General features: G+C 70.2%; 24 protein-coding genes. 13 read left to right on the top strand and 11 right to left on the bottom strand.

Going from position 1 to position 25,992, the window contains the following annotated elements:
- Positions 1-98: 98 nt before the first annotated feature.
- From AC07DF_RS21020 to AC07DF_RS21000, 5 genes are all read left to right on the top strand, one after another.
- Positions 99-1,370 carry an ABC transporter substrate-binding protein gene (locus AC07DF_RS21020; protein ID WP_478973248.1) on the top strand — a complete coding sequence of 424 codons (1,272 nt, stop codon included), beginning with the start codon at positions 99-101 and terminating at the stop codon, positions 1,368-1,370.
- 140 nt (positions 1,371-1,510) lie between these two features.
- Positions 1,511-3,169, top strand: coding sequence for a glycoside hydrolase family 13 protein (locus AC07DF_RS21015; RefSeq protein ID WP_478973245.1), 1,659 nt, complete (start codon positions 1,511-1,513; stop codon positions 3,167-3,169).
- 37 nt (positions 3,170-3,206) lie between these two features.
- Positions 3,207-4,532, top strand: a complete 1,326-nt coding sequence (locus AC07DF_RS21010) for an ABC transporter substrate-binding protein (RefSeq protein ID WP_478973242.1) — start codon at positions 3,207-3,209, stop codon at positions 4,530-4,532.
- Between the two features lie 6 nt (positions 4,533-4,538).
- On the top strand, positions 4,539-5,900 hold the full coding sequence (locus AC07DF_RS21005; protein ID WP_478973239.1) for an ABC transporter permease subunit: 1,362 nt from the start codon (positions 4,539-4,541) through the stop codon (positions 5,898-5,900).
- Positions 5,897-6,736, top strand: coding sequence for a carbohydrate ABC transporter permease (locus tag AC07DF_RS21000; RefSeq protein WP_399020316.1), 840 nt, complete (start codon positions 5,897-5,899; stop codon positions 6,734-6,736). Before AC07DF_RS21005 ends, AC07DF_RS21000 begins: the two co-directional genes overlap by 4 nt.
- Here AC07DF_RS21000 and AC07DF_RS20995 read toward each other — a convergent pair.
- Both AC07DF_RS20995 and AC07DF_RS20990 read right to left on the bottom strand, forming a co-directional pair.
- On the bottom strand, positions 6,729-7,598 hold the full coding sequence (locus AC07DF_RS20995; RefSeq protein WP_478973235.1) for an NmrA family NAD(P)-binding protein: 870 nt from the start codon (positions 7,596-7,598) through the stop codon (positions 6,729-6,731). The genes AC07DF_RS21000 and AC07DF_RS20995 overlap by 8 nt on opposite strands.
- The gene (locus AC07DF_RS20990) at positions 7,595-8,023 is read right to left on the bottom strand and encodes a nuclear transport factor 2 family protein (protein ID WP_478973232.1); all 429 of its coding nucleotides are present in this window, start codon (positions 8,021-8,023) and stop codon (positions 7,595-7,597) included. The genes AC07DF_RS20995 and AC07DF_RS20990 overlap by 4 nt, the downstream gene beginning before the upstream one ends.
- Positions 8,024-8,159: 136 nt before the next feature.
- Between AC07DF_RS20990 and AC07DF_RS20985 the strand changes: the two genes are divergently transcribed.
- The gene (locus AC07DF_RS20985; RefSeq protein WP_478973229.1) at positions 8,160-8,741 is read left to right on the top strand and encodes a TetR/AcrR family transcriptional regulator; all 582 of its coding nucleotides are present in this window, start codon (positions 8,160-8,162) and stop codon (positions 8,739-8,741) included.
- Between the two features lie 87 nt (positions 8,742-8,828).
- On the opposite strand, the gene pgl is transcribed toward AC07DF_RS20985, so the two are convergent.
- The 5 genes from pgl to tkt are packed head-to-tail and all read right to left on the bottom strand — an operon-like array spanning position 8,829 to position 15,543.
- On the bottom strand, positions 8,829-9,614 hold the full coding sequence (pgl, locus tag AC07DF_RS20980; protein ID WP_478973226.1) for a 6-phosphogluconolactonase: 786 nt from the start codon (positions 9,612-9,614) through the stop codon (positions 8,829-8,831).
- A gap of 30 nt (positions 9,615-9,644) precedes the next feature.
- A complete protein-coding gene (gene opcA / locus AC07DF_RS20975) occupies positions 9,645-10,778 on the bottom strand; it encodes a glucose-6-phosphate dehydrogenase assembly protein OpcA (RefSeq protein ID WP_478973223.1) in 1,134 nt (377 codons plus the stop codon).
- Positions 10,775-12,298 carry a glucose-6-phosphate dehydrogenase gene (gene zwf, locus AC07DF_RS20970; protein WP_478973220.1) on the bottom strand — a complete coding sequence of 508 codons (1,524 nt, stop codon included), beginning with the start codon at positions 12,296-12,298 and terminating at the stop codon, positions 10,775-10,777. Before zwf ends, opcA begins: the two co-directional genes overlap by 4 nt.
- 4 nt (positions 12,299-12,302) lie before the next feature.
- Positions 12,303-13,421 carry a transaldolase gene (tal, locus tag AC07DF_RS20965; protein WP_478973217.1) on the bottom strand — a complete coding sequence of 373 codons (1,119 nt, stop codon included), beginning with the start codon at positions 13,419-13,421 and terminating at the stop codon, positions 12,303-12,305.
- A 34-nt stretch (positions 13,422-13,455) separates the two neighbouring features.
- Positions 13,456-15,543, bottom strand: coding sequence for a transketolase (gene tkt, locus AC07DF_RS20960; RefSeq protein ID WP_478973214.1), 2,088 nt, complete (start codon positions 15,541-15,543; stop codon positions 13,456-13,458).
- A 383-nt stretch (positions 15,544-15,926) separates the two neighbouring features.
- Between tkt and AC07DF_RS20955 the strand changes: the two genes are divergently transcribed.
- The 3 genes from AC07DF_RS20955 to AC07DF_RS20945 all read left to right on the top strand — a co-directional run bounded on the left by AC07DF_RS20955 (position 15,927) and on the right by AC07DF_RS20945 (position 18,503).
- On the top strand, positions 15,927-16,844 hold the full coding sequence (locus AC07DF_RS20955) for a heme o synthase (protein ID WP_432959270.1): 918 nt from the start codon (positions 15,927-15,929) through the stop codon (positions 16,842-16,844).
- Between the two features lie 58 nt (positions 16,845-16,902).
- A complete protein-coding gene (locus AC07DF_RS20950; RefSeq protein WP_478973209.1) occupies positions 16,903-17,235 on the top strand; it encodes a hypothetical protein in 333 nt (110 codons plus the stop codon).
- 161 nt (positions 17,236-17,396) lie between these two features.
- Positions 17,397-18,503: an amidohydrolase family protein gene (locus AC07DF_RS20945; protein WP_478973206.1), complete on the top strand. Its 1,107-nt coding sequence runs from the start codon at positions 17,397-17,399 to the stop codon at positions 18,501-18,503.
- Here the strand turns inward: AC07DF_RS20945 and AC07DF_RS20940 are convergent.
- From AC07DF_RS20940 to AC07DF_RS20925, 4 genes are read right to left on the bottom strand one after another with little or no spacing between them, the layout of a single operon-like run.
- Complete coding sequence (locus AC07DF_RS20940) at positions 18,500-19,549, bottom strand: COX15/CtaA family protein (RefSeq protein ID WP_478973203.1); 1,050 nt, start codon at positions 19,547-19,549, stop codon at positions 18,500-18,502. The two genes, AC07DF_RS20945 and AC07DF_RS20940, sit on opposite strands and share 4 nt — an antisense overlap.
- 3 nt (positions 19,550-19,552) lie before the next feature.
- Entirely contained in the window at positions 19,553-20,308 is a 756-nt protein-coding gene (locus tag AC07DF_RS20935; protein ID WP_478974611.1) for an ABC transporter permease, read from the bottom strand.
- A gap of 17 nt (positions 20,309-20,325) precedes the next feature.
- Entirely contained in the window at positions 20,326-21,249 is a 924-nt protein-coding gene (locus AC07DF_RS20930) for an ABC transporter ATP-binding protein (RefSeq protein WP_478973200.1), read from the bottom strand.
- 31 nt (positions 21,250-21,280) lie between these two features.
- Complete coding sequence (locus tag AC07DF_RS20925; RefSeq protein WP_478973197.1) at positions 21,281-22,093, bottom strand: AAC(3) family N-acetyltransferase; 813 nt, start codon at positions 22,091-22,093, stop codon at positions 21,281-21,283.
- Positions 22,094-22,254: 161 nt separating this feature from the next.
- On the opposite strand from AC07DF_RS20925, the gene AC07DF_RS20920 reads away from it, so the two are divergent.
- Genes AC07DF_RS20920 through AC07DF_RS20905 form a run of 4 tightly spaced genes read left to right on the top strand, consistent with a single transcriptional unit; the run spans position 22,255 to position 25,985 of the window.
- A complete protein-coding gene (locus AC07DF_RS20920) occupies positions 22,255-23,007 on the top strand; it encodes a helix-turn-helix transcriptional regulator (RefSeq protein ID WP_478973194.1) in 753 nt (250 codons plus the stop codon).
- Positions 23,004-24,425 (top strand): Fe-S cluster assembly protein SufB, encoded by a 1,422-nt coding sequence (gene sufB / locus AC07DF_RS20915; RefSeq protein ID WP_399020296.1) that lies wholly within the window; start codon positions 23,004-23,006, stop codon positions 24,423-24,425. The genes AC07DF_RS20920 and sufB overlap by 4 nt, the downstream gene beginning before the upstream one ends.
- A 55-nt stretch (positions 24,426-24,480) precedes the next feature.
- Positions 24,481-25,665, top strand: coding sequence for a Fe-S cluster assembly protein SufD (sufD, locus tag AC07DF_RS20910; protein ID WP_478973190.1), 1,185 nt, complete (start codon positions 24,481-24,483; stop codon positions 25,663-25,665).
- Positions 25,662-25,985 (top strand): non-heme iron oxygenase ferredoxin subunit, encoded by a 324-nt coding sequence (locus AC07DF_RS20905; protein WP_189731059.1) that lies wholly within the window; start codon positions 25,662-25,664, stop codon positions 25,983-25,985. Before sufD ends, AC07DF_RS20905 begins: the two co-directional genes overlap by 4 nt.
- Positions 25,986-25,992: the final 7 nt, after the last annotated feature.

The raw sequence follows: 25,992 nt of genomic DNA, 5'->3' as shown, positions 1-25,992 counted from the left end.
AATGTGCTCCAGACCCTAGTATCGCCCATACCTAACAGGTATACATGGCCTCTGATTCCGGGCAAGGGTGCCCGTCGCCGGTGTACAGGGAGGAACCTATGCGGTGGATCCATGCCGCGGGTAGGGGCCTTCTCGTTCTCGTCGTGGTCCTGACCGGTTATGTCGCCGCCGGAGCGCAGGCGGGAGAGCCGCCGCAGGGCGGCCGCGGACCACTCACCCTGGCCACCGCCGGGGACCTCACCGGCTATCTGGGCCCCCTGCTGGAGGGCTGGAACCGCACGCACCCCGGCGAGAAAGTGACCCTCGTCGAGCTGCCCGACTCGGCCGACGAGACCCAGGCGCAGATGGCCACCGACCTGCGCGACGGCGACCGCAGCCGGTTCGACGTGCTCAACATCGACGTCAACTGGACCTCGGAGTTCGCCGCGGCTGGCTGGATCAGGCCCCTGCCCCGCGATCGCTTCCCGCTGAAGACCTTCCTCCCGCCGGTCGTGGACACGGCGACCTACGACGGACAGCTGTACGCCGTGCCGTACGTGACCAACGCCGGCCTGCTCCTCTACCGCAAGGACGTCCTCGCCGAGGAGGGCGTCAAACCGCCGCGCACCTGGGCGGACCTGGAGCGGTATGCCAGGACCATCGCCCCGAAGCACGGCCTCGACGGCTACGCCGGGCAGTTCCTGCCGTACGAGGGCCTCACCGTCAACGCGGCCGAGGCCGTCTACTCGGCGGGCGGCTCGATCCTCGGCGACGAGGGCGAGCGCGTCACCGTCGACTCGGAGGCCGCCCGCGAGGGCATCGGGTTCCTGGCGCGCGGAGTGCGCGAGGGATGGATCCCGAAAGAGGCGCTGACCTACAAGGAGGAGGAGTCCAAGCAGGCCTTCCAGGACGGCCGGCTGCTCTTCCTGCGGAACTGGCCGTACGCGTACGTAGGCGCTTCCGCCCCGGGCTCCCGGGTCGCCGGGAAGATCGGCGCCGTGCCGCTGCCCGGCCGGGACGGTCCGGGGACGAGTGTCCTCGGCGGCTCCAACCTGGCCGTCAGCACACATGCCCGGCATCCCGACTCGGCCGCCCGCCTGCTCGCGTATCTCACCAGTGAGGGCGTCCAGCGTCAGGTCCTCACCCGTGGCGCGCTGCCGCCCGTACGGGCCGATCTCTACAAGGATCCGCAGCTCATCCGCAGGTTCCCGTATCTGCCGACCCTGCGCGAGAGCGTGCTCGCGGCCGCGCCGCGCCCCAAGAGCCCGCGCTACGACCAGGTCAGCCTGGTCGTCCAGGCGGTCGTGCACGACGCGATGGCCGGGCACCAGACGCCGACGGCGGCGGTGCGCCGTCTCGCACGGGAGCTCGCCGTCATCTCGCGCGGCTAGCGCTTCTAGTTACTTGTTAGGTAACGCGGACATCTCATCTGGCTAAAAAGTGCCCGATTAATGCTGATTCGCCCCACATCAATTCCCCAGTAGCTTGCGCCTTTTCATTGACACCCTCTCGACATGCCTACTTAACATGCATGCATAACCGCTGCCCTCCTCAGAGACAGGTCGATGGGTTGAACAGGCACCACTGGTGGCGTGACGCAGTGATCTATCAGGTCTACGTCCGCAGCTTCCTCGACAGCACCGGCGACGGCGTCGGCGACCTCGCCGGCGTCCGGGCCGGGCTGCCGTACCTGAAGAAGCTCGGCGTCGACGGGATCTGGCTGAGCCCCTTCTATCCCTCGCCGCAGCACGACCACGGCTACGACGTGGCCGACTACTGCGACGTCGACCCGCTCTTCGGCGATCTCGCCGAGTTCGACCTGCTGGTGGGCGCCGCGCGGCGGCTCGGCGTCAAGGTGCTCCTCGACATCGTCCCGAACCACTGCTCCAGCGAGCACCCCTGGTTCCGCGAGGCTCTCGCCGCGGCTCCCGGCAGCGAGGCCCGCGCCCGCTTCCACTTCGCCGACGGCCGCGGCCCGGACGGCGACGAGCCGCCCAACAACTGGCACGCGATGTTCGGCGGCCCGGCGTGGAGCCGGGTGACCGAGGCGGACGGGCGGCCCGGCCAGTGGTATCTGCACATGTTCACGCCCGAGCAGCCCGACTGGAACTGGCGTGACCCGGAGGTCGCCGCCGAGTTCGACCGGGTGCTGCGCTTCTGGCTGGACCGGGGCGTCGACGGTTTCCGCATCGATGTCGCCGCCGGCCTCTTCAAGCACCCGGAGCTGCCCGACTCCGACGACCCGGAGGCCGACGCCCGCACCCGCGACTCGGTCAACCCGCTCGCCTGGAACCAGCCCGAGGTGCACGAGGTGTGGCGGCGCTGGCGCTCCATATGCGAGGAGTACACCGGGCGGGACGGCTGCGAGCGCCTCCTCGTCGGCGAGGTCTCCGTCCCGACCGCCCGCGAGCACGCCCAGTACGTCCGCCCGGACGAGCTCCACCAGGCCTTCTTCTTCGACCTGCTCAGCGCCCCCTGGGACCCGGAGGCCTTCCAGAAGGTCATCTCCGAGGCCATGCAGGACATCGCCGGGACCGGCTCGACCGTCACCTGGGTCCTCAACAACCACGACCAGGTCCGCACCGTCACCCGCTACGGCGAACCCGCCACGGAAGGGAGCGGCCTCGGTACCGCCCGGGCCCGCGCCGCCGCGCTGCTGATGCTGGCACTGCCCGGCGCCGCCTACATCTACCAGGGCGAGGAGCTCGGCCTGCCCGAGGTCGTGGACCTGCCCGACGACGTGCTCACCGACCCGATCTTCCACCGCACCGGCAGCCGGGCCCGTATCCGTGACGGCTGCCGGGTGCCGCTGCCCTGGTCGGGGCAGGCGTCGCCCTTCGGCTTCACCCCTGGTGCGGAGAGCGCCAAGCCGTGGCTGCCGCAGCCGGAGTACTTCGCCGAGTACGCCACCGACCGCGCCCTCGCGGACACCCGCTCCTTCTGGCACCTGTACCGCGACGGCCTCCAGCTCCGCGGCGCCCTTCCCCAGCTGGGCGAGGGCACGCTGCGCTGGCTGGACGCCCCGCCCGGCGTCCTGGCCTTCTCCCGCGGCGACGACCTGGTGTGCGCCGTCAACTTCGGCACGGCCCCCACTCCCGCGCCGGTCTCCGGCACCCCACTGCTGGCCAGCGGCCCGTGCCCCGCCGGGGTGCTGCCCGGCTCCACGGCCGCCTGGTGGATCAGTTCCTGAACTCCCCGCAAGTCAACTCCCCGAAGGGACATCAACGATGATGCGACGACGTACCACCCTGCTCACCGGCTGCACCGCACTCGTCCTGGCGCTCGGCGCGACCGCCTGCGGCGGCGGCCCCGTCACGGCCGGCGGCGGCGACAAGCCGCTCAGCGGCCAGACGGTCACCGTGGCCGGAGTCTGGTCCGGCACCGAGCAGAAGAACTTCCAGAAGGTGCTGGACGCCTTCACCGAGAAGACCGGCGCCAAGACGCAGTTCACGTCCACCGGCGACAACGTCTCCACCGTCGTCGGCAGCAAGATCGAGGGCGGCAACGCCCCCGACGTAGTGATGGTCCCGCAGGTCGGCGTGCTCAAGCAGTTCGCCGCCAAGGGCTGGCTCAAGCCGCTGTCGAAGAAGACCGAGCAGTCCGTGGACGCGGGGTACGCCCCCGTGTGGAAGGACTACGGCAGCGTCGACGGCACCCTCTACGGCCTGTACTTCAAGGCCGCCCACAAGTCGACCGTCTGGTACAGCCCCGACGCCCTCGCCCAGGCCGGCGTGAAGCCGCCGAAGTCGTACGACGAGATGCTGAAGGCCGGGCAGACCGTGTCCGACTCCGGGCTCGCCGCGTTCTCCGTCGCCGGACAGGACGGCTGGACCCTCACCGACTGGTTCGAGAACGTCTACCTCTCCCAGGCCGGACCCGAGAAGTACGACGCCCTCGCCGCGCACAAGCTGAAGTGGACCGACGCGTCGGTCGTCGACGCCCTCACCACCCTCGGCAAGCTCTTCAAGGACAAGCAGCTCATCGCGGGCGGCCAGAAGGGCGCCCTGAACACCGACTTCCCCGGCTCGGTGGAGAAGGTCTTCGGGCCGGAGCCCGAGGCCGGCATGGTCTACGAGGGCGACTTCGTCGCCGGCGTCGCCAAGGACCAGTTCGGGAAGACGGTCGGGAAGGACGCGAACTTCTTCCCGTTCCCGGCGGTCGGCGGCGGCGAGGCGCCGGTCGTCAGCGGCGGTGACGCGGCCGCTGTTCTGAAGGACGGCAAGAACCAGAAGGCCGCGCAGGCTCTCACGGAGTTCCTGGCCACGCCGGAGGCCGCGGCGGTGTGGGCCGAGGCGGGCGGTTTCCTCTCCCCGAACAAGGAGCTCGACCTCGCCGAGTACGGCGACGACGTCACCCGTGCCACCGCCAAGTCCCTCGTCCAGGCCGGGGACTCGGTCCGCTTCGACATGTCCGACCAGGCCCCGGCCGCGTTCGGCGGCACGAAGGGCACCGGCGAGTGGAAGCTGCTCCAGGACTTCCTGCGTGACCCGTCCGACCCGAAGGGCACGGCGGCGAAGCTGGAGGCCGCGGCGGCCAAGGCGTACCAGGACTGATACGTCATGACAGCGACCCTCGTGAAAGAGACGAGTCCCCCGCCGCCCGGCCCGATCGCCGACCGCACACGGCGACTGCGCCGGCGCGGCAAGGTCATCGCCCTGCTGTTCGTGCTGCCCGCGCTGCTGCTGCTCGGCGCGCTCGTCGTCTACCCCGTGCTGTTCAGCATCGGCCGCAGCTTCTTCGACGCCTCCGGGACGACCTTCGTGGGCGGCGACAACTACGCCGAGATGTTCAGCGACCCGGCGACCCTCAACGCCGTGCGCAACACGGCCATCTGGGTCGTCGTGGCGCCGGCCCTGCTGACCGGGCTCGGGCTGATCCTGGCCGTCCTGGTGGAGAAGGTCCGCTGGGCGACGGCCTTCAAGCTGCTGCTCTTCATGCCGATGGCGGTTTCCTTCCTCGCCGCCGGCATCATCTTCCGGCTCGCCTACGACGAGGATCCCGACAAGGGCGTCCTCAACGCCGCGGTGGTCTCCGTCCATGACGCGTTCGAGGGCTCCTCGTCCTACCCGACGGCCCGGGCACGTGACGGGCAGGGGCTGACGAAGGAGAAGGACGGGTCGTACCGCACGAGTCGGAGCGTGTCGCCGGGGAGCGCGGTGTCGCTCCCGCTGGTCGGGGTCCTGCCCGACGACCTGCCGGGCGGCACGAAGGCCGCCTACGCGGCGGCGGGGCAGAAGGCCGCCCCCGGCGAAGTGCGCGGCGTGGTCTACCTGGACTTCACGCCCGGCGGGGGAGGGGAGCAGGGAAAGGTCGACCGGCGGGAGAGCGGACTGCCCGAGATGAAGGTAGAGGCGGTGCGCGACGGCAAGCCGGTCGCCACGGCGACCACCGCGTCCGACGGCTCCTTCCGTTTCGAGGGACTCGAAGCCGGCTCCTACGCGGTGCGGTTGCCGTCGTCCAACTTCGCCCCGCCCTATGAGGGCGTCTCCTGGCTCGGACCGGCGCTGGTCACACCGGCGATCATCGGCGCGTACCTGTGGATCTGGACCGGCTTCTCCATGGTGCTGATCGGCGCGGGCCTGGCGACGCTGCCGCGGGACACGCTGGAGGCGGCCCGGATGGACGGCGCGAACGAGTGGCAGATCTTCCGGCGGATCACGGTGCCGTTGCTGGCGCCCGTCCTGACGGTCGTCTTCATCACCCTGGTGATCAACGTGATGAAGGTGTTCGACCTCGTCTACATCATCGCGCCCGGGCCGGTGCAGGAAGACGCGACCGTGCTCGCGACGCAGATGTGGCTGGTGTCGTTCGGCGGCGGCAACAACCAGGGGCTCGGCAGCGCGCTCGGTGTGCTGCTCCTGCTGCTGGTGGTCCCGGCCATGGTGTTCAACGTCCGCCGTTTCCGAAGGAGTCAGCGATGAACGCGGTTCGGCGCGGGTTGGGCAACGGTGTCGTCCAGGCCTTCCTCGTGATCGTGGGTCTGGTCTGGATGACGCCCCTGGCCGGGCTGTTCCTGTCCTCGATGCGCTCCGCCGAGGACACCGCGAAGGGCGGCTGGTGGACGGTGTTCACCAGCCCCGGGCAGCTGTCCTTCGACAACTACTCGGAGCTGCTGGGGAACGCCGGGATCACGACGGCGTTCTGGAACACGGTGCTGATCTCGGTGCCGACGACGGTGCTGGTCGTCGTCATCGCGGCACTGGCGGGCTATGCCTTCGCATGGCTGGACTTCCCCGGTCGGGAGACGATCTTCCTGGTCGTGGTCGCGTTGCTGGTGGTGCCCGTGCAGATCGGCCTGCTGCCGGTCGCGAAACTCTTCGGGCAGCTGGGGCTGTTCGGGACGATCCCGGGTGTCGTGCTCTTCCACGTCGCCTACGGCCTGCCGTTCGCCGTGTTCCTGCTGCGGAACTACTTCTCCGAGATACCGAAGGAGATGCTGGAGGCCGCGCGCATGGACGGGGGCAGTGAGTGGCGCATCTTCACGCGGCTGGTACTGCCCGTGGGACGGCCGGCGATCGCCTCCCTGGCCATCTTCCAGTTCCTGTGGGTGTGGAACGACATGCTGGTGGCGTTGCTGTTCGCGGACAGCTCCTCGCAGCCGCTGACGGTGGAACTCCAGTCGCAGATACGGCAGTTCGGCAGCAACATCGATGTGCTGGCGCCGGGGGCGTTCGTGTCGCTGGTGGTTCCGGTGGTCGTGTTCTTCGCGTTCCAGAAGCACTTCGTGCAGGGCGTGATGGCGGGTTCTGTCAAGTAGCCGTGGGGAGGCGGGCGCGGTCCACCGCCCGCCTCGAGGCGTGTTCCACGTGGGCGCGGAAGCCTCGTGGTGGGCGGCCGGTGAGGCGTTCGACCGTGTCGGTGACCCGGTCCTCGGCTCCCTCGGCGATGGCGTGGTCCAGACCGGCGAGCATCGCGGCGAACTCGGGGGGCATGTCCTGTGCCAGCCGGTCGCGCAACTGCTCGCAGGTCAGCCGCTGATGGGTCACCGGGCGCCCCGTGACCTCGCTGAGCACAGCCGCGGCGTCGGCGTAACTCAGCGCCTGCGGCCCGGTGACGACCAGGTCGCCCTCCGTCCACCGGTCGGCGGTGAGCGCGTGGACGGCGACGGCCGCGATGTCGTCGGCGTCCACGAAGGCCACCCGTCCCTCGCCCGTCGCGGTGAGGATCGTCCCGTGCTCGCGGACGCTCCGCGCGTGCGGGTGGTCGCCGGTGAGGTTCTGCATGAACCACGACGGCCGCAATGCCGCCCAGGTCTCGAACAGGCCGGGCAGGGCCTGCTGCACCTGCCCGACGGCCGGGCCGCCGGAGGGGATCGCCGAGGAGCCGAGCAGCACGGCCCGGCCCACCCCGGCCGCGCGGGCCTGTTCCAGGAACGGCAGCATGACGGCTGCGGGCTCGGGCGCCCCGACCGGCGGGACGAGATAGACCCGGTCCGCGCCCCGCAGCGCCTCCTCGAACGTCCCGGGGTCGTACCAGTCGAAGCGGACCGCTTCGGCCCCGGCGACGGCGACCGCGCCCCGGCTCGCCGCCTTCACCCGCCGGCCTCGCGCGGTGAGCAGCCGGGCCACCCGCCCGCCGGTCGTGCCGGTGGCGCCTATGACGAGGGTGGCCGCGGTCATCGGACCCTCCCGGCGAAGTCCGCCGCGCCGTCCTGGGGCAGGGCGAGCGGGTTCCAGTAGTCGCGGTAGTGCCTGATGCGTCCGTCGGCGACCGTCACCACGGCGATGTACGTCATGTCGAACGGTTCTCCGCTCTTCACCAGCCGCCCCACTCCGCGCATCTCCACCACGATCGTCCCGGGGGCGTCGGTCCGGTGGACGGTCACGTCGGGAAAGTCGTGCAGGTCGATGTGGTCGGGATAGTCGCGCATGTAGTCGAGGACGGCCGCCTTGCCCTCCAGGCGCTTCGGCCACCCCTCGGGCGCGAACGGGAACTCGAGGACACCGTCGTCGTCCCAGAGCGCGACCCAGGCCGCGATGTCCTTGTCGAGCAGCAGCCGCAGGCTGCGGTGGTACAGGTCGGTCGGGGTCAAGGATGTGGTCATGGGGGTCCCTCCGCTACGATGCGGACCGCTGGTCCGCTTAGTGTCAGACGATACGGACCCGCGGTCCGTTTAGCAAGATGCGGACCAGTGGTCCGTTTAAGCGGCCGGAGGAAAGAGGAGCAAGAGGAGGAGTCTCATGCCCGAACGCAAGCCCCGTGCGGACGCCGTGCGCAATCGTGAGTCCGTCCTGGCGGCGGCCGACCGGCTCTTCGCGGCGTCTGCGGACCCCGAGGACGTGACCATGGCCGACATCGCCGCCGCGGCCGGCGTCGGCAAGGGCACGCTCTTCCGCGGATTCGGCGACCGCACCGGGCTGATCCGCGCGCTCTACGAGTCCCGGCTGGAACCGGTCCGCCACGCGGTCGCCGAGGGTCCCGGCCCGCTCGGGCCCGGCACGCCCCCGGCAGAACGCGTCCCGGCCCTGCTCGACGCCCTGTTGTGCTTCAAGCTCGATCACCGGCACCTGTCCGTGGCGCTGGAGGGCACGGGAAGCGACAGCCCCTATCGGGCCGCGCACTACGACTGGTGGCACGGCACGCTCCGGGACGTCCTCGAACAACTCCCCGGCTTCCCCGATGGCGACTTCGCCGCCCACGCGCTCCTGGCGGCGGTCCGTGCGGACCTGGTCGACCACCTGGCCGGCCGGCGGCACGTGGCGCGTGAGCGTTTCCGGGCCGATCTGGCGGCGTTCACCGCGCGGGTACTGGGCGGGAGTTGAGCACCGGAACGCCGAAGCGGCCGGAAATCCCCTGAGGTCAGGGGCTCCAGCCGCTCCGGTGATGAGAAAGTCCGGCGTCCTCGACGCTCACGCCGAGGCCGGCGGATACAGCGAGCGCGGAAGCTGGGAGGCCGCCGCCCCGTCCAGCAGCCACAGAGTCCGGCTGCGGCCGTACGCCCCCGCCGCCGGTGCCTGGATCTCGCCCGCGCCCGACAGCGCGATCGCCGCCGCCCGCGCCTTGTCCTCGCCCGCGGCCAGGAGCCACACTTCCCGCGCCGCCCGGATCGCCGGCAACGTCAGCGTCACCCGGGTCGGCGGCGGCTTGGGCGCGCCGTGCACACCCACGACCGTACGGTCCGTCTCGCGTACCGCGGGCAACTCCGGGAACAGCGAGGCGACATGTGTGTCCGGGCCCACGCCGAGCATCAGCACGTCGAACGTCGGCACGGGGCCGTGGTTCTCCGGGCCGGCCGCCCGCGCCAGTTCCTCCGCGTACGCGGCCGCCGCCGCGTCCACGTCGGCGCCGTGGGGGCCGTCCGACGCGGGCATCGCGTGCACCCGCTTCGGATCGAGCGGCACCGAGTCGAGGAGTGCCTCCCTCGCCTGCGTGATGTTGCGCTCCGGGTCGCCCTCGGGCAGGAACCGCTCGTCGCCCCACCAGAGGTCGAGCCGGCTCCAGTCGACGGCGTCCCGGGCGGGCGCCGCGGCCAGTGCGGCCAGCAGGCCGTTGCCGTTGCGGCCGCCCGTGAGGACCACGGACGCCGAGCCCCGGGAGGCCTGCGCGTCCACGATCTTCGTGATCAGCCGGGCCGCCGCGGCCTGCGCCATCAGCTCCTTGTCGCGGTGCACGACCAGCTGCGGTGCCGTACTCACTTCGTCGTAGCCCTCACTTCGCTGTACCCCTCACTTGCTCGTGGCCTTCCGTACCGGCTCCAGTGCGGGCGGCTCCTGCTTCACCGGTGCCTGCGCCGACGCTTCCGCAGCGGGTGCTTTCGCAGCCCTTTCGACGGGCGCGGGGAGGGCGAGGCGGCCTCGCCCGTCACTTTTGGGCTCTCCGCTCTCTCCTTTGGCCACCGACTCCTCGGAGCCCCGCGGCGCCGGAGCGGACCAGGAGGACTTCAGCCGGTCGACCCCGTACCGCAGGGCCGACGCGTACGTGTCGTCCGGGTCCAGCCGCCGCAGCTCCTCCGCTATCAGCTCGGCCGTGTCCCGGCGCTTGAGCGCCACTCCGCGGTCCGGCTGGCCGTCGATGGAGAGCGTGGCCAGTGAGCCGTCCGCGCGGTCCAGCTTGATCGGGCCGCAGTTGGTGTCCAGGCGGACCGCCGTCAGACCGGGCCCGCTGGACAGCGACCGCTTCACGGGGACGTCCAGCCGGTCCGCGAGCCACATCGCCAGCAGCTCACAGCTCGGGTTGAACTCCTCGCCCTCCACCTCGACGGCCCTGACCTCGCAGGTGACCTGGTCGAGGGCCGCCGCCAGCATGGAGCGCCAGGGCGTGATGCGGGTCCAGGACAGGTCGGTGTCGCCGGGGGTGTAGGTCCCCGACCGGGTCGCCAGGTCCCGCACCGGCTGCTCGGAGGCGTACGTGTCGGTCACCCGGCGCTGGCCGAGGGCGCCCAGCGGGTCCTTCGCCGGGTCGAGCGGCGCGTTCACCGGCCACCACACCACCACCGGGGCGTCCGGCAGCAGCAGCGGCAGCACCACCGACTGGGCGTGGTCGGCCACCTCGCCGTACAGGCGGAGCACCACCGTCTCGCCCGAGCCGGCGTCGGCGCCGAGGCGGACCTCCGCGTCGAGGCGGGACTGCGTACGGTCGCGGGGCGAGCGGGAGACACGCTTGATGACCACGAGCGTGCGCGAGGGATGCTCGTGCGAGGCGTCGTTCGCCGCCTTCAGCGCGTCGTAGGCGTTCTCCTCGTCCGTCACGATGACCAGCGTGAGCACCATGCCGACCGCCGGGGTGCCGATCGCCCGGCGCCCCTGCACCAGCGCCTTGTTGACCTTGCTGGCGGTGGTGTCCGTCAGGTCTGTCTTCATGGCCGGCGCCAGCTCCGTCCGTGTCGCTCGAGCATTTCGTCCGCCTCGACGGGGCCCCAGGTACCGGCCTGGTACTGGGCGGGCTTGCCGTTCTTGTCCCAGTACTCCTCGATCGGGTCGAGGATCTTCCAGGACAGCTCGACCTCCTCGGTGCGCGGGAAGAGGTTCGAGTCACCGAGGAGAACGTCCAGGATGAGACGCTCGTACGCCTCCGGGCTGGACTCCGTGAAGGACTCGCCGTACGCGAAGTCCATGGACACGTCCCGGATCTCCATCGACGTGCCCGGGACCTTCGAGCCAAAGCGGACCGTCACGCCCTCGTCCGGCTGGACGCGGATGACGATCGCGTTGGAGCCCAGCTCCTCGGTGGCCGTCGTGTCGAAGGGGGAGTGCGGGGCCCGCTGGAAGACGACCGCGATCTCCGTCACCCGGCGGCCGAGCCGCTTTCCGGTGCGCAGATAGAAGGGGACACCCGCCCAGCGGCGGTTGTCGATCTCCAGCTTGATCGCGGCGTAGGTGTCGGTCTTCGACGAGGCGTTGATGCCGTCCTCGTCCAGATAGCCGGTCACCTTCTCGCCGCCCTGCCAGCCGGCCGAGTACTGGCCGCGCACGGTGTCCCGGCCCATGTCCTTCGGCAGCTTCACGGCGCCGAGCACCTTGGTCTTCTCGGCGGCCAGCGCGTCCGCGTCGAACGAGGCCGGCTCCTCCATGGCGGTGAGCGCCAGCAGCTGGAGCAGGTGGTTCTGGATGACGTCGCGGGCGGCGCCGATGCCGTCGTAGTATCCGGCCCGGCCGCCGATGCCGATGTCCTCGGCCATGGTGATCTGCACATGGTCCACGAGGGACCGGTTCCAGATCGGCTCGAACATCGTGTTGGCGAAGCGCAGCGCCAGGATGTTCTGGACGGTCTCCTTGCCGAGGTAGTGGTCGATCCGGAAGACCTGCTCCGGGGCGAACACCTCGTGGACGACCTTGTTGAGCTCCTCGGCCGACTTCAGGTCGTGACCGAAGGGCTTCTCGATGACCGCGCGCCGCCAGGAGCCGCCCTGCTGGTCGGCCAGCTGGTGCTTCTTCAGCTGCTGGATGACCACCGGGAAGGCCGACGGCGGAACGGACAGGTAGAAGGCGAAGTTGCCGCCCGTGCCCTGTGCCTTGTCCAGCTCCTCGATCGTGGAGCGCAGCCGCTCGAACGCGTCGTCGTCGTCGAACGTGCCCTGCACGAAGCGCATGCCCTGGATGAGCTGCTGCCAGACCTCCTCGCGGAAGGGCGTGCGGGCATGCTCCTTGACCGCGTCGTGGACCTCCTGCGCGAAGTCCTCGTGCGCCCACTCACGGCGCGCGAAACCCACCAGCGAGAAGCCCGGCGGCAGCAGGCCCCGGTTGGCGAGGTCGTACACGGCGGGCATGAGCTTCTTGCGTGAGAGGTCGCCCGTGACGCCGAAGATGACCAGGCCCGACGGCCCCGCGATACGCGGGAGCCGTCGGTCCGCGGGGTCACGCAGCGGATTGCTGCTCGACACCTGTTCAGCCCTCCGAGGGGGCGAGGCGCTTGAGCTCGGCCTCGGTCGACTTGAGCAGGTCGGTCCAGGACGCCTCGAACTTCTCGACGCCCTCCTCTTCCAAGAGCTGGACGACGTCGTCGTACTTGATCCCGAGCTTCTCGACCGCGTCGAGGTCGGCCCGGGCCTGCTCGTACGTGCCGGCGACGGCGTTGCCGCGGATCTCGCCCTGCTCCTCCGTGGCGAACAGGGTCGCCTCCGGCATGGTGTTCACCGTGTTCGGAGCCACCAGTTCGTCGACGTACAGGGTGGCCTTGTACGCCTTGTCCTTCACGCCGGTGGACGCCCACAGCGGACGCTGCTTGTTGGCGCCCGCCTTCTCCAGCGCGTTCCAGCGGTCCGAGGAGAAGACCTCCTCGTACGCCTGGTAGGCCAGACGGGCGTTGGCCACGCCGGCCTTGCCGCGCGCGGCCTTGGCCTCGTCGGTGCCCAGCGCGTCGATCCGCTTGTCGATCTCGGTGTCCACGCGGGAGACGAAGAACGACGCCACGGAGTGGATCTGCGACAGGTCCAGGCCGCGCTCCTTGGCCTTCTCCAGGCCCTCCAGGAACGCGTCCATGACCAGGCGGTAGCGCTCCAGGGAGAAGATCAGCGTGACGTTGACGCTGATGCCCAGGCCGATGGTCTCGGCGATGGCCGGGATGCCCGCCTCGGTCGCCGGGATCTTGATGAGGGTGTTGGGCCGGTCCACCAGCCAGGCGAGCTGCTTGGCCTCCGCGACCGTCGACCGCGTGTTGTGCGCCAGGCGGGGGTCGACCTCGATCGAGACGCGGCCGTCCTTGCCGCCGGTGGCGTCGAAGACCGGGCGCAGGATGTCGGCGGCGTCGCGGACGTCCGCCGTGGTGATCATGCGGATGGCCTCTTCGACGGTGACCTTGCGGGCGGCGAGATCGGTCAGTTGCGTGTCGTAGCCGTCGCCCTGCGAGATCGCCTTCTGGAAGATCGACGGGTTGGTGGTGACGCCCACGACGTGCTGCTGGTCGATCAGCTCGGCGAGGTTGCCGGACGTGATCCGCTTGCGCGACAGGTCGTCCAGCCAGATCGCCACGCCTTCCTCGGAGAGGCGCTTGAGTGCGTCTGTCATGGAAATTCCATCTCCTACGTGTCGTATATGAGCGTCAGCGCTGAGCTGCGGCGATCGATTCCCGGGCGGCGGCGGCCACGTTCTCGGCAGTGAAGCCGAACTCGCGGAAAAGGACCTTGCCGTCGGCCGAAGCACCGAAGTGCTCCAGGGAAACGATGCGGCCGGCGTCCCCGACGTACTTGTGCCAGGTCAGTCCGATACCGGCCTCGACCGCGACGCGAGCCTTGACGGCCGGCGGAAGGACGCTGTCCCGGTACCCCTGGTCCTGCTGCTCGAACCACTCCACCGACGGCATGGACACCACGCGCGTGGGCACGCCGGCGCCCTGGAGCTGCTCGCGCGCCTCGACAGCGACGTGCACCTCCGAGCCGGTGGCGATGAGGACGACCTCGGGCTCGCCGCCCTCGGCCTCGAACAGCACGTAACCGCCGCGCGCGGCGTCCTCGTTGGGCTCGTAGGTCGGCACACCCTGCCGCGTCAGCGCCAGACCGTGCGGCTGCCCCTTGCCGAACTCCTTCGTCCAGCGCTTGAGGATCTCGCGCCAGGCGATCGCGGTCTCGTTGGCGTCCGCCGGGCGCACCACGTTCAGCCCAGGGATGGCGCGCAGCGAGGCGAGGTGCTCGATCGGCTGGTGGGTCGGGCCGTCCTCGCCCAGGCCGATGGAGTCGTGCGTCCACACGTACGTCACCGGCAGGTGCATCAGGGCCGACAGTCGCACCGCGTTGCGCATGTAGTCGGAGAAGACCAGGAAGGTGCCGCCGTAGATCCGGGTGTTTCCGTGCAGCGCGATGCCGTTCATCTCGGCGGCCATCGCGTGCTCGCGGATACCGAAGTGGATCGTGCGGCCGTACGGGTCCGCCTCCGGCAGCGGGTTGTCCGCCGGGAGGAAGGACGACGTCTTGTCGATGGTGGTGTTGTTGGAGCCGGCCAGGTCCGCCGAGCCGCCCCACAGCTCGGGAATGACCCCACCGAGGGCCTGGAGGACCTTGCCGGAGGCGGCACGCGTGGCCACGCCCTTGCCGACCTCGAAGACCGGGATCTTGTCCTCCCAGCCGGTGGGCAGCTCACCCTTGGCGACGCGGTCGTACTCGGCGGCGCGCTCGGGGTTGTTGTCCCGCCACTGCTGGTACGCCTTCTCCCACACGGCCCGGGCCGCCTGGCCCCGCTCCAGCGCCTTGCGGGTGTGCTCGATGACCTCGTCGGAGACCTCGAAGCTCTGCTCCGGGTCGAAGCCCAGCACACGCTTGGTCGCCGCCACCTCGTCGTCACCCAGCGCCGAGCCGTGCGCGGCCTCGGTGTTCTGCGCGTTCGGGGCGGGCCAGGCGATGATCGAGCGCATCGCGATGAACGACGGCCGGTCGGTGACGGCCTTGGCCGCCTCGATCGCGTCGTAGAGCGCGTGCGGGTCCAGGTCGCCGTCCGGCTTCGGAGCGACTCGCTGCACGTGCCAGCCGTACGCCTCGTACCGCTTGACCGTGTCCTCGGACACGGCCGTCTCGGTGTCGCCCTCGATCGAGATGTGGTTGTCGTCCCACAGCAGGATCAGGTTGCCGAGCTTCTGGTGGCCCGCCATCGACGAGGCCTCGGCGGAGATGCCCTCCTGGAGGCAGCCGTCACCGGCGACGCAGTAGACGAAGTGGTCGAAGGGCGACTCGCCCTCCGGGGCCTCCGGGTCGAACAGGCCGCGCTCGTAGCGGGCGGCCATCGCCATGCCCACCGCGTTCGCGACACCCTGGCCGAGCGGGCCGGTCGTGGTCTCCACACCGGTCGTGTGCCCGTACTCCGGGTGACCCGGGGTCTTGGAGCCCCAGGTGCGGAAGGACTTCAGGTCGTCCAGCTCCAGGCCGAAACCGGCCAGGTACAGCTGGGTGTAGAGGGTCAGGGACGAGTGGCCGGCGGACAGCACGAAGCGGTCCCGCCCGACCCAGTCGGCGTCCGCCGGGTCGTGCCGCATCACCTTCTGGAAGAGGGTGTAGGCGGCAGGCGCCAGGCTCATCGCCGTACCCGGATGGCCGTTACCGACCTTCTGTACGGCATCGGCGGCCAGGACACGCGCGGTGTCGACGGACCGCTGGTCCAACTCGGTCCACTCGAGGTCTGTGGTGGTCGGCTTGGTGCTCACCCTGGGTCAGGGCTCCTCTCCACATGTCGGATGCCGGTGTATCGGGGCGCCCACCGGCCGCAGTCGAGCCTACCCCCGTGGGACGTGCGTTTTTTCGAGTCACTCCAGAGTGCCGGGGCTCATCACGATCCGCCTCCTGACTGGGCCGTACCGCATTCGACAGGTGAATACGGAGCCGCTCATCCGGGTGCTCAATCGAGCTTGGACGCGCCCGTCGGAACCCTCCCCTCAACACGACCCGACCCCCGCGAATGTCCGACTCTGGGCAACGTCTAAAGTGGCGTGGTACGCGCGAGCCTTTACCGGGACTTCACACGGCTGAGGCTTGCTGGGATGTCTCTGTAGGGGTGTGCGTGACGGCCGTTGAATCCCGTCCAGCGGGGATGACCGGGACGGACCAGAGCCCGGCCCACCGGCCGCTCGGGGCCCGTGTCATGGCGTTCGTGGCTCTCACCAAGCCGCGGATCATCGAGCTTCTGCTGATCACCACGGTTCCGGTGATGTTCCTGGCGCAGCAGGGTGTGCCCGACCTGACGCTGGTGCTGCTGACCTGTGTCGGCGGTTACCTGTCGGCGGGCGGTGCCAACGCGCTCAACATGTACATCGACCGCGACATCGACGCGCTGATGGACCGCACCTCGCAGCGCCCGCTGGTCACCGGGATGGTCAGCCCGCGCGAGTGCCTGGCCTTCGGCATCACCCTGGCCGTCGTCTCGACGCTGCTGTTCGGCCTCGCGGTCAACTGGCTCTCGGCCTGGCTCTCCCTCGGCGCGCTCCTCTTCTACGTCGTCGTCTACACGATGATCCTCAAGCGCCGTACCTCGCAGAACATCGTGTGGGGCGGCATCGCCGGCTGTCTGCCCGTGCTGATCGGCTGGTCCTCGGTCACGAACTCCATGTCGTGGGCGCCGGTCATCCTGTTCCTCGTCATGTTCTTCTGGACGCCGCCGCACTACTGGCCGCTGTCGATGAAGGTGAAAGAGGACTACGCGCGCGTGGGCGTGCCGATGCTGCCCGTGGTCGCCTCCAACAAGGTGGTCGCCAAGCAGATCGTGATCTACAGCTGGGTCATGGTCGCCGTCTCGCTCCTGCTGACCCCGCTCGGCTACACGGGCTGGTTCTACACGGCGGTCGCCCTGCTGGCCGGAGGTTTCTGGCTGTGGGAGGCACACGGCCTGCAGAACCGCGCCAAGGCAGAGGTGACGGGCGCCAAGCTCAAGGAGATGCGCCTCTTCCACTGGTCGATCACCTATGTGTCGATCCTTTTCGTGGCCGTCGCGGTCGACCCGTTCCTGCGCTGATGTACGTCACAGGGCCCAGCCCTCGCCAGTCGATCTACTCGTGAGTAGCATCCTGACCATGGCAGACACGCAGCAGGTTGACCCGAAGGCCGAGCGCAAGGTCGCCCGGCTCGCCAAGCAGATCACCACCTTCTCCAAGACCCACGGCGGCGCCGAGGGCCAGATCGCCTACCTCGGCGAACGCGGCGCCCGCATCGTCCTGGTCGGCGAGGACGGCGGCTGGGGCGACCTGGTGGCGCCCTCGTTCGAGATCGCCGAGCAGGCGGTGGAGAAGTCGGGCATCACCCGCCACGAGTCCTTCGACGGCGAATTCGCGGCGAAGGTGACGACGGGCCGCTACGAGTGGTCCCGCATGGCCGGTATCCAGGTGGGCGGTCCAAAGAACGGCTGAGCAGCCGACCTTCTTGTTTGGGGGCGCGGGGAACTGCGCGAGCAACCACAACGGACCCGCACCCGCCGACACACATCACCTCCCGCCCCGGGACCGCGACCTCAAACCCGGTTCACCCGTTAGGACCCTTGAGAGCAACAGGGTCCACCCCGGGAGCCCGGATGATCGAAACGCCGTCCCTAGTGGACCAGTACTGCCACGGAGTACTCCGCACAGAGCTGGGCCTCGGCACCTTCGAGGCCCACCTCTCCCGCACCGAGGGCCCACCCGCCCCCGGCACCACCCTCTTCGACACCCAGACCGGCTTCGCCGTACGGCGCTGGTGCCCGCCCCTGCTCGGCCTGGAACCCCACTGCGCCCCCGCCCGCTATCTGGCCCGCCGCCGCGAACTCGGCGTCCTGGAGTCCGGCCGCCGGCTCCTGCGCGGCAGCGGCATCACGACGTACCTCGTCGACACCGGCCTCCCCGGCGACCTCACCGAACCCGGCGAGCTGGCCTCCGCGGGCGCCGCCGAGGCCCATGAGATCGTGCGCCTGGAACTGCTCGCCGAACAGGTCGCCGACACCTCCGGAACCGTCGAGTCCTTCCTCGCCAACCTCGCCGAGTCCGTGCACGCCGCCGCCGCGAACGCCGTCGCCTTCACCTCGGTCGCGGGTGTCCGGCACGGCCTCGCGCTCGCGCCCGAGCCGCCCGGGCCGGGAGAGGTGCGGGGAGCCGTCGGCCGCTGGCTCGCGGGGCGCGGGGTCGGCGGGGAGCTGAGCGACCCCGTGCTGTTGCGGCATCTGCTGTGGAGCGCCGTCGCCTCGGGGCTGCCGCTCCAGCTGCACGCGGGGCTCGGGGCGCCGGGCCTGCGCGTCGACCGTACGGACCCGGTGCTGCTGACGGACTTCGTGCGGGCCACGGCCGGGCTCGGCACCGACCTCGTCCTGCTGCACGGCTACCCGTACCACCGGCACGCCGCCCATCTGGCCGGCGTCTTCCCGCACGTCCACGTCGACTGCGGTGCCGCCCTGGTCCGCACCGGCGCCCGGGCCGCTACCGTGCTCGCGGAGATCCTGGAGCTGGCCCCGTTCGGAAAGGTCCTCTTCTCCAGCGGCGCCCAGGGGCTGCCCGAGCTGCACGTGGTGGCCGCCCGGTTGTTCCGGGAGGCGCTCGGCCGGGTGCTCGGCACCTGGGTCGCCGAGGGCGCGTGGTCACTCACCGACGCGCAGCGGGTGGCGGGGATGCTGGCGTCGGGGAACGCGCACCGGGTGTACGCGCTCGACTAGGCCTTGGTCAGCGTGGCCTCGGCGGCGGGACCCGGCAGGTCCACCGCCTCCTCGGGGCGTTCACGCAGTGACAGCGCCACCCGCAGCACCCAGATCCACATCACGGCCGAGCCGAACATGTGCAGGCCGACCAGGACCTCGGGCAGGTCCGTGAAGTACTGGACGTATCCGATGACGCCCTGCGCGAGCAGGATCAGGAACAGTTCGCGGGTGCGGTTCAGGGGGTCCTTCGGCGCGTCGACCGCCTTGAGAACGAACCACAGGGCGAACGTCAGCGTCACCACGATCCACGCCAGCACGGCGTGCAGCTTGCTCACCGTCTCCCAGTCGACCGGCATCCGCTCGACCTCGCTGGAGTCGCCCGCGTGCGGGCCCGCGCCGGTGACAACCGTGCCCACCAGGATGAGCAGGACAGCCGCCGCCGTCAGGAACCACACCAGCTGCCGCACGGCCTTGCCGACCAGCGGCCGCGGTGCGGTGTCGCCCTCTCGGGTGCGCTGCCACATCACCGTGGCCACCGCGATGAGCGCGGACGTCGCCACGAAGTGGGCCGCGACCGTGTACGGGTTGAGACCGACCAGCACCACGATGCCGCCGAGCACCGCGTTGCTCATCACGATCCAGAACTGCGCCCAGCCCAGCCGGACCAGGCCCCGCCGGTACGGCTTCTGCGAGCGCGCGGCGATGATCGCCCAGCCGACGGCCGCGCACAGCACGTACGTCAGCATGCGGTTGCCGAACTCGATGACGCCGTGGACGCCCATCTCGCTGGTGGCGGTGAGCGAGGTGTCGGTGCACTTGGGCCAGGTCGGGCAGCCCAGGCCCGAGCCGGTCAGCCGCACGGCACCGCCGGTGACCACGATGAGCACCGACATCACGATGGCGGACATGGCGGCGCGCTGGACGGTCCGGGGTTCCGGGGTCCAGCGTGCGGCGATGAAGGCGAGCGGGTTGCGCAGGGCGGCCATGGCGTCGGCGCGGGTCACTTTTGGCACGCGACCCATCGTAGGGCGCCGCTTGTGCACGCTTTCACGAGGGTCCCTCATGGCCTACTCCCAGCGGAAGAACCGTCCGGCCGCTGCCAGCCCCGCCACGGCCCAGACCGCCAGGATCCCCAGGTCGGCCCAGGGCATCCCGGCCCCGTGCTGGAGCACGTCCCGCAGCCCGTCGGACAGCGCCGAGATGGGCAGCAGACCGAGCACGTCCTGCGCGGCGGAGGGGAACTTGTCCAGCGGGACGACGACCCCCCCGCCGACGAGCAGCAGCAGGAACACCAGGTTGGCGGCGGCCAGGGTCGCCTCGGCCTTCAGCGTCCCGGCCATCAGCAGGCCGAGGCCCGAGAAGGCCGCCGTACCGAGGACCAGAAGCAGCAGGACGGCGAACGGGTTGCCGTGCGGCGACCAGCCGAGCGCGAAGGCGATCACCGTCAGCAGGATCACCTGGAGCACCTCGGTGACCAGCACCGACACCGTCTTCGCCGTCATCAGCCCCCAGCGCGGCAGGGGCGAGGAGGCGAGCCGCTTCAGCACGCCGTAGCGGCGCTCGAAGCCGGTCGCGATCGCCTGGCCGGTGAACGCCGTGGACATCACCGCGAGCGCGAGAATGCCGGGAGCGAGGAAGTCGACCGCCTCACCGGCTCCCGTGTCGACGATGTCCACGGTGCTGAAGAGGACGAGCAGCAGGGTCGGGATCACGACCGTCAGCAGCAGCTGCTCGCCGTTGCGCAGCAGCATCTTCGTCTCGAGCGCGGCCTGGGCCGCGATCATGCGGGGGAGCGGAGCCGCGCCGGGCTTCGGCGTGTACATCCCGGTGCCGGTGGCGGTCACGATCGCAGCTCCTTGCCGGTGAGCTCCAAGAACACGTCTTCCAGGGAGTGCCGCTCCACCGAGATCTTCTCCGGCATCACGCCGTGCTGGGCGCACCAGGAGGTGACCGTCGCGAGCAGCTGCGGGTCGATCTTGCCGACGACCCGGTAGGAACCCGGCGTCAGCTCGGCGGCCGAGGAGTCGGCGGGCAGGGCCTTGAGCAGCGAGCCCACGTCCAGGCCAGGACGGCCGGTGAAGCGGAGGGTGTTCTCCGCGCCGCCCTTGCACAGCTCCTCCGGGGAGCCCTGCGCGATGACCCGGCCCGCGTCGATGATCGCCACGTCGTCGGCGAGCTGCTCGGCCTCGTCCATGTAGTGGGTGGTGAGGATCACCGAGACGCCGTCGGCGCGCAGGTCCCGGACCAGGTCCCAGGTCGCGCGCCGGGCCTGCGGGTCGAGTCCGGCGGTCGGCTCGTCCAGGAACACCAGCTCGGGGCGCCCGACCACGGCCATCGCCAGCGCGAGCCGCTGCTGCTGCCCGCCCGAAAGCCGCCGGTACGTCGTACGTCCGCAGGAGCCGAGCCCGAGGCGCTCGACGAGCGCGTCCACGTCCAGCGGATGAGCGTGCAGCCTGGCGACATGGCGGAGCATCTCGTCGGCCCTGGAGCCCGAGTGCACGCCGCCGGACTGGAGCATCACGCCGATGCGGGGCCGCAGCCGCCCGGACTGTCTCACCGGGTCGAGGCCCAGGACGCGCACCGTGCCGGCATCCGGCTTCCGGTACCCCTCGCAGGTCTCGACCGTCGTCGTCTTGCCCGCCCCGTTGGGGCCGAGCACGGCGGTCACACCCTCCCGGGCCACCAGGTCGAGCCCGTCCACCGCGGTCTTCGGGCCGTACCGCTTCACCAGGGCCTGGACCTGGAGCACGGGCTCACATCGCATGGGTCCAGAGTCTAGGTACGTGGGGCCGGGCTCAGACCGGGGGGTGCGGGAACTCCTCCTCGCGTGGCCGGTGCACCGCCAGCCACCGTTCGGCGTAGGCCACCGCGTCCGCCACCGGGAACAGCCGGGCCTCGGCCGCACCCACCTTCCCGCGTACGACGGGACGGTCCCGTTCGAAGTCGTAGCCCAGCTCGTCGAAGCGGTCCGAGCTGATCGACACCTCGGTCACGGTCTCCCAGCCTTCCGGACCCGGTCTGCCCACGGCGACGCGCGGGGACGGTATCCGGTACTCGGCGAGGTGGAAGCTGGTGCAGGAGGCGTAGCCGGCGCCGAGCAGCAGGACCCGGGCGCCTGTCGCCTCCAGCTTCGCGAGCGGGCTCCGCTCGCCGAGCCTGCAGTCGGTCGCGTGCCCCTCGGTCACCTCTGCCGCGCGCGGCCCGACCGCCGCGAACGAGGTCTGCGGGTGGGCGCTGCGCAGGGCACCGGGCCAGGTCCGTACGGTCTCCGGGACGACGCCGACCCCGCGGCTGGGCGTGATCCGGGGATCGTAGGCGGGCATCGTGGCCCGGATGGCCGCCCACCATTCCGGGGGAACGGGCGGAGCGCGCCACAGGACCGGGTCGGAGAGCTCGCCCGTCTGCGTGGGAACCACCAGGGTGCCCTCCGGGCCCAGCGCGTCGAGCAGTCCCTGCACCACCGCTACGGCGCCGCCGTTGACCCAGCCGAGGGAGCTGAGCGAGGAGTGCACGAGGAGGGTCTCACCGGGCCGCACGCCCAGTTCGCCCAACTGCGTCCGCAGTGTGTCCCGGGTGACAAGAGGGCCGGTCGGAGGGGGTGTGGACATGGTTCGCGAGTGTCCCCGAAGGGGCTGCGGGATGCCAGCGGTTTGATCGATCAAAGATCGTTTCCGCAGGTCAGGTTAGCTTTACCTAAGTGACGCAAGGCACCGTCGGGTGAGCCGGACGCGGCTTGCCCGGTCCTGACGAATTACGCAACAATGGCGTTGTGAAAAACGTCGGCGAGGCTCGGGAGGCCCCCATGGCTGCCCCGCAGGAGGAGCTCGCGACCGGTGAGCGGTCCACCCGCAACCGCGTCGCGCGATCCATCCTGGACCACGGCCCGTCGACCGTCGCCGAGCTCGCCGAGCGGCTCCGCCTCACCCAGGCGGCCGTGCGCCGGCACCTCGACGCCCTCGCGGGCGACGGTGTCGTGGAAGCGCGCGAGCAGCGGGTCTACGGCGCGCGCACCCGCGGTCGCCCCGCCAAGGCGTTCGCCCTGACGGACTGCGGCCGGGACGCCTTCGACCAGTCGTACGACAAGCTCGCGGCGGACGCGCTGCGCTGGATCGCCGACCGCGAGGGCGGCAACGAGGCGATCGTCGCCTTCGCCCGCGCCAGGATCGCCGCGCAGGCGGGCGTCTACCGCGAAGCGGTGGAGGCCGCGCCGTCCGAGAAGCGGACCGAAGCGCTGGCCAAGGCCCTGAGCGCGGACGGGTACGCTGCTACGGCGCGCAGCGCGCCCCACCCGCAGAAGGGTGAGCAGCTCTGCCAGCACCACTGCCCGGTCGCCCACGTCGCCGAGCAGTTCCCCCAGTTGTGCGAGGCGGAGACGGAATTTTTCGCCGAGCTGCTCGGTACGCATGTACAGCGGCTCGCCACCATCGCGCACGGCGACGGCGTCTGCACGACGTTCATCCCCAAGATTTCCCACACCACTGATAACGCATCTGCAAGCACGGCCGGGAGGAACCCCGCATGACTCTCCCCACGGAGACTGCCCACCCTGAGCTCGAGGGCCTGGGCAAGTACGAATACGGCTGGGCCGACTCCGACACGGCCGGCGCCTCTGCCAAGCGCGGCATCAACGAGGACGTCGTCCGCGACATCTCCGACAAGAAGAACGAGCCGGAGTGGATGACCAAGCTCCGTCTCAAGGGCCTGCGCCTGTTCGAGAAGAAGCCCATGCCGAACTGGGGCTCGGACCTGTCGGGCATCGACTTCGACAACATCAAGTACTTCGTGCGCTCCACGGAGAAGCAGGCGGAGTCCTGGGAGGACCTGCCCGAGGACATCAAGAACACGTACGACAAGCTCGGCATCCCCGAGGCGGAGAAGCAGCGCCTCGTCGCCGGTGTCGCCGCGCAGTACGAGTCCGAGGTCGTCTACCACCAGATCCGCGAGGACCTGGAGGAGCAGGGCGTCATCTTCCTGGACACCGACACGGCCCTGAAGGAGCACCCGGAGCTCTTCAAGGAGTACTTCGGGACCGTCATCCCCGTCGGTGACAACAAGTTCGCGTCGCTGAACTCCGCCGTGTGGTCGGGCGGCTCCTTCATCTACGTGCCGCCGGGCGTCCACGTGGAGATCCCGCTCCAGGCCTACTTCCGTATCAACACGGAGAACATGGGCCAGTTCGAGCGGACCCTGATCATCGTCGACGAGGGTGCCTACGTGCACTACGTCGAGGGCTGCACCGCCCCGATCTACAAGTCGGACTCGCTGCACTCCGCGGTCGTCGAGATCATCGTCAAGAAGAACGCCCGCTGCCGCTACACGACCATCCAGAACTGGTCGAACAACGTCTACAACCTGGTCACCAAGCGTGCCGTGGCCTACGAGGGCGCGACCATGGAGTGGGTCGACGGCAACATCGGCTCCAAGGTGACGATGAAGTACCCGGCCGTCTACCTGATGGGCGAGCACGCCAAGGGCGAGACCCTGTCCATCGCCTTCGCCGGCGAGGGGCAGCACCAGGACGCGGGCGCCAAGATGGTCCACATGGCACCGAACACGTCCTCCAACATCGTCTCGAAGTCCGTCGCGCGCGGCGGTGGCCGCACCTCCTACCGCGGTCTCATCGAGATCGGCGAGGGCGCCCCGGGCTCGAAGTCGAACGTGCTCTGTGACGCGCTGCTGGTCGACACGATCTCCCGCTCGGACACCTATCCCTACGTGGACGTCCGCGAGGACGACGTGTCCATGGGCCACGAGGCGACCGTCTCCAAGGTCTCCGAGGACCAGCTCTTCTACCTGATGAGCCGCGGCCTGTCGGAGGACGAGGCCATGGCCATGATCGTGCGCGGCTTCGTCGAGCCCATCGCCAAGGAGCTCCCCATGGAGTACGCGCTGGAGCTCAACCGGCTGATCGAGCTGCAGATGGAAGGCGCGGTCGGCTAAACCCACCGCAGTCCATCAAGCCCTTACGTAACGGAAAGCGAGCACTACGACAGCCATGGCTGAGGCCCAGAACATCCCGGTGGGTTCTACCACCACCGGCTCGATCGCCGTCGCGGCCGAGTCGACCGTCGCCACGCGCATGAGCGCGCCGCCGTCCTTCGACGTCGCGGACTTCCCCGTTCCGCACGGCCGGGAGGAGGAGTGGCGGTTCACCCCGCTGGAGCGCCTGCGCGGTCTGCACGACGGCACGGCCGTGGCGAACGGCAACGGCGTGAAGGTCGATGTCCAGGCCCCCGAGGGCGTCACCGTCGAGGCCGTCGGCCGCGACGACGCGCGGCTCGGCAAGGCGGGCATCCCGGTGGACCGCGTCGCCGCCCAGGCCTACTCCGTCTTCGAGAAGGCCTCGGTCGTGAGCGTGCCGAAGGAGACCGTCCTCACCGAGCCGATCCGCATCGCGGTGCACGGCGAGGGCGGGACCGCCTTCGGGCACCAGGTGATCGAGCTGGGCGCCTTCGCCGAGGCCGTCGTGGTCATCGACCACACCGGTGACGCGGTGCTCGCCGCCAACGTCGACTACCTCCTGGGCGACGGCGCCAAGCTGACCGTCGTCTCCGTCCAGGACTGGGACGAGAAGGCCGTCCACGTCGCCCAGCACAACGCGCTCGTCGGCCGCGACGCCTCCTTCAAGTCGGTCGTCGTCACCTTCGGCGGCGACGTCGTCCGGCTGCACCCGCGCGTGCAGTACGCCGGCCCCGGCGGCGAGGCCGAGCTCTTCGGCCTCTACTTCACCGACCAGGGCCAGCACCAGGAGCACCGCCTCCTGGTCGACCACAACGTCCCGCACTGCAAGTCGAACGTCGTCTACAAGGGCGCGCTCCAGGGCGAGGACGCGCACGCGGTGTGGATCGGCGATGTGCTCATCGAGGCCAAGGCCGAGGGCACCGACACGTACGAGATGAACCGCAACCTGGTCCTCACGGACGGGGCGCGCGTGGACTCCGTACCCAACCTCGAGATCGAGACCGGCGAGATCGTCGGCGCCGGCCACGCCTCGGCGACCGGCCGCTTCGACGACGAGCAGCTCTTCTACCTCATGGCCCGCGGCATCCCGGAGCACGAGGCCCGTCGTCTCGTGGTCCGCGGCTTCTTCGCCGAGCTGGTCCAGCAGATCGGCCTCCCGGACATCGAGGAGCGCCTGATCGCCAAGATCGAGGAAGAGCTGGAGGCGTCGGTGGCATGAGCCTCGCATTCGTACGCGTCTGTGGCCTGAGCGAGCTGGAGGACGACACCCCGAAGCGGGTGGAACTCGACGGCACGCCCATGTCCATCGTGCAGACCGAGGGGGAGGTGTTCGCGGTGTACGACATCTGCTCGCACGCGAACGTCTCCCTGTCGGAGGGCGAGGTCGACGACTGCCACATCGAGTGCTGGCTGCACGGCTCGCGCTTCGACCTCCGTTCCGGCAAGCCCGACGCCCTTCCGGCGACGCGCCCCGTCCCCGTATACCCCGTAAAGATCGAAGGGGACGACGTGCTCGTCTCCCTCACCCAGGAGTCCTGAGGCACCC

It is taken from the genome of Streptomyces sp. NPDC044719 (genome assembly GCF_056433405.1).
Note: the sequence above shows the minus strand (reverse complement) of the source record. Positions and strands in the feature narration are given on the sequence as shown.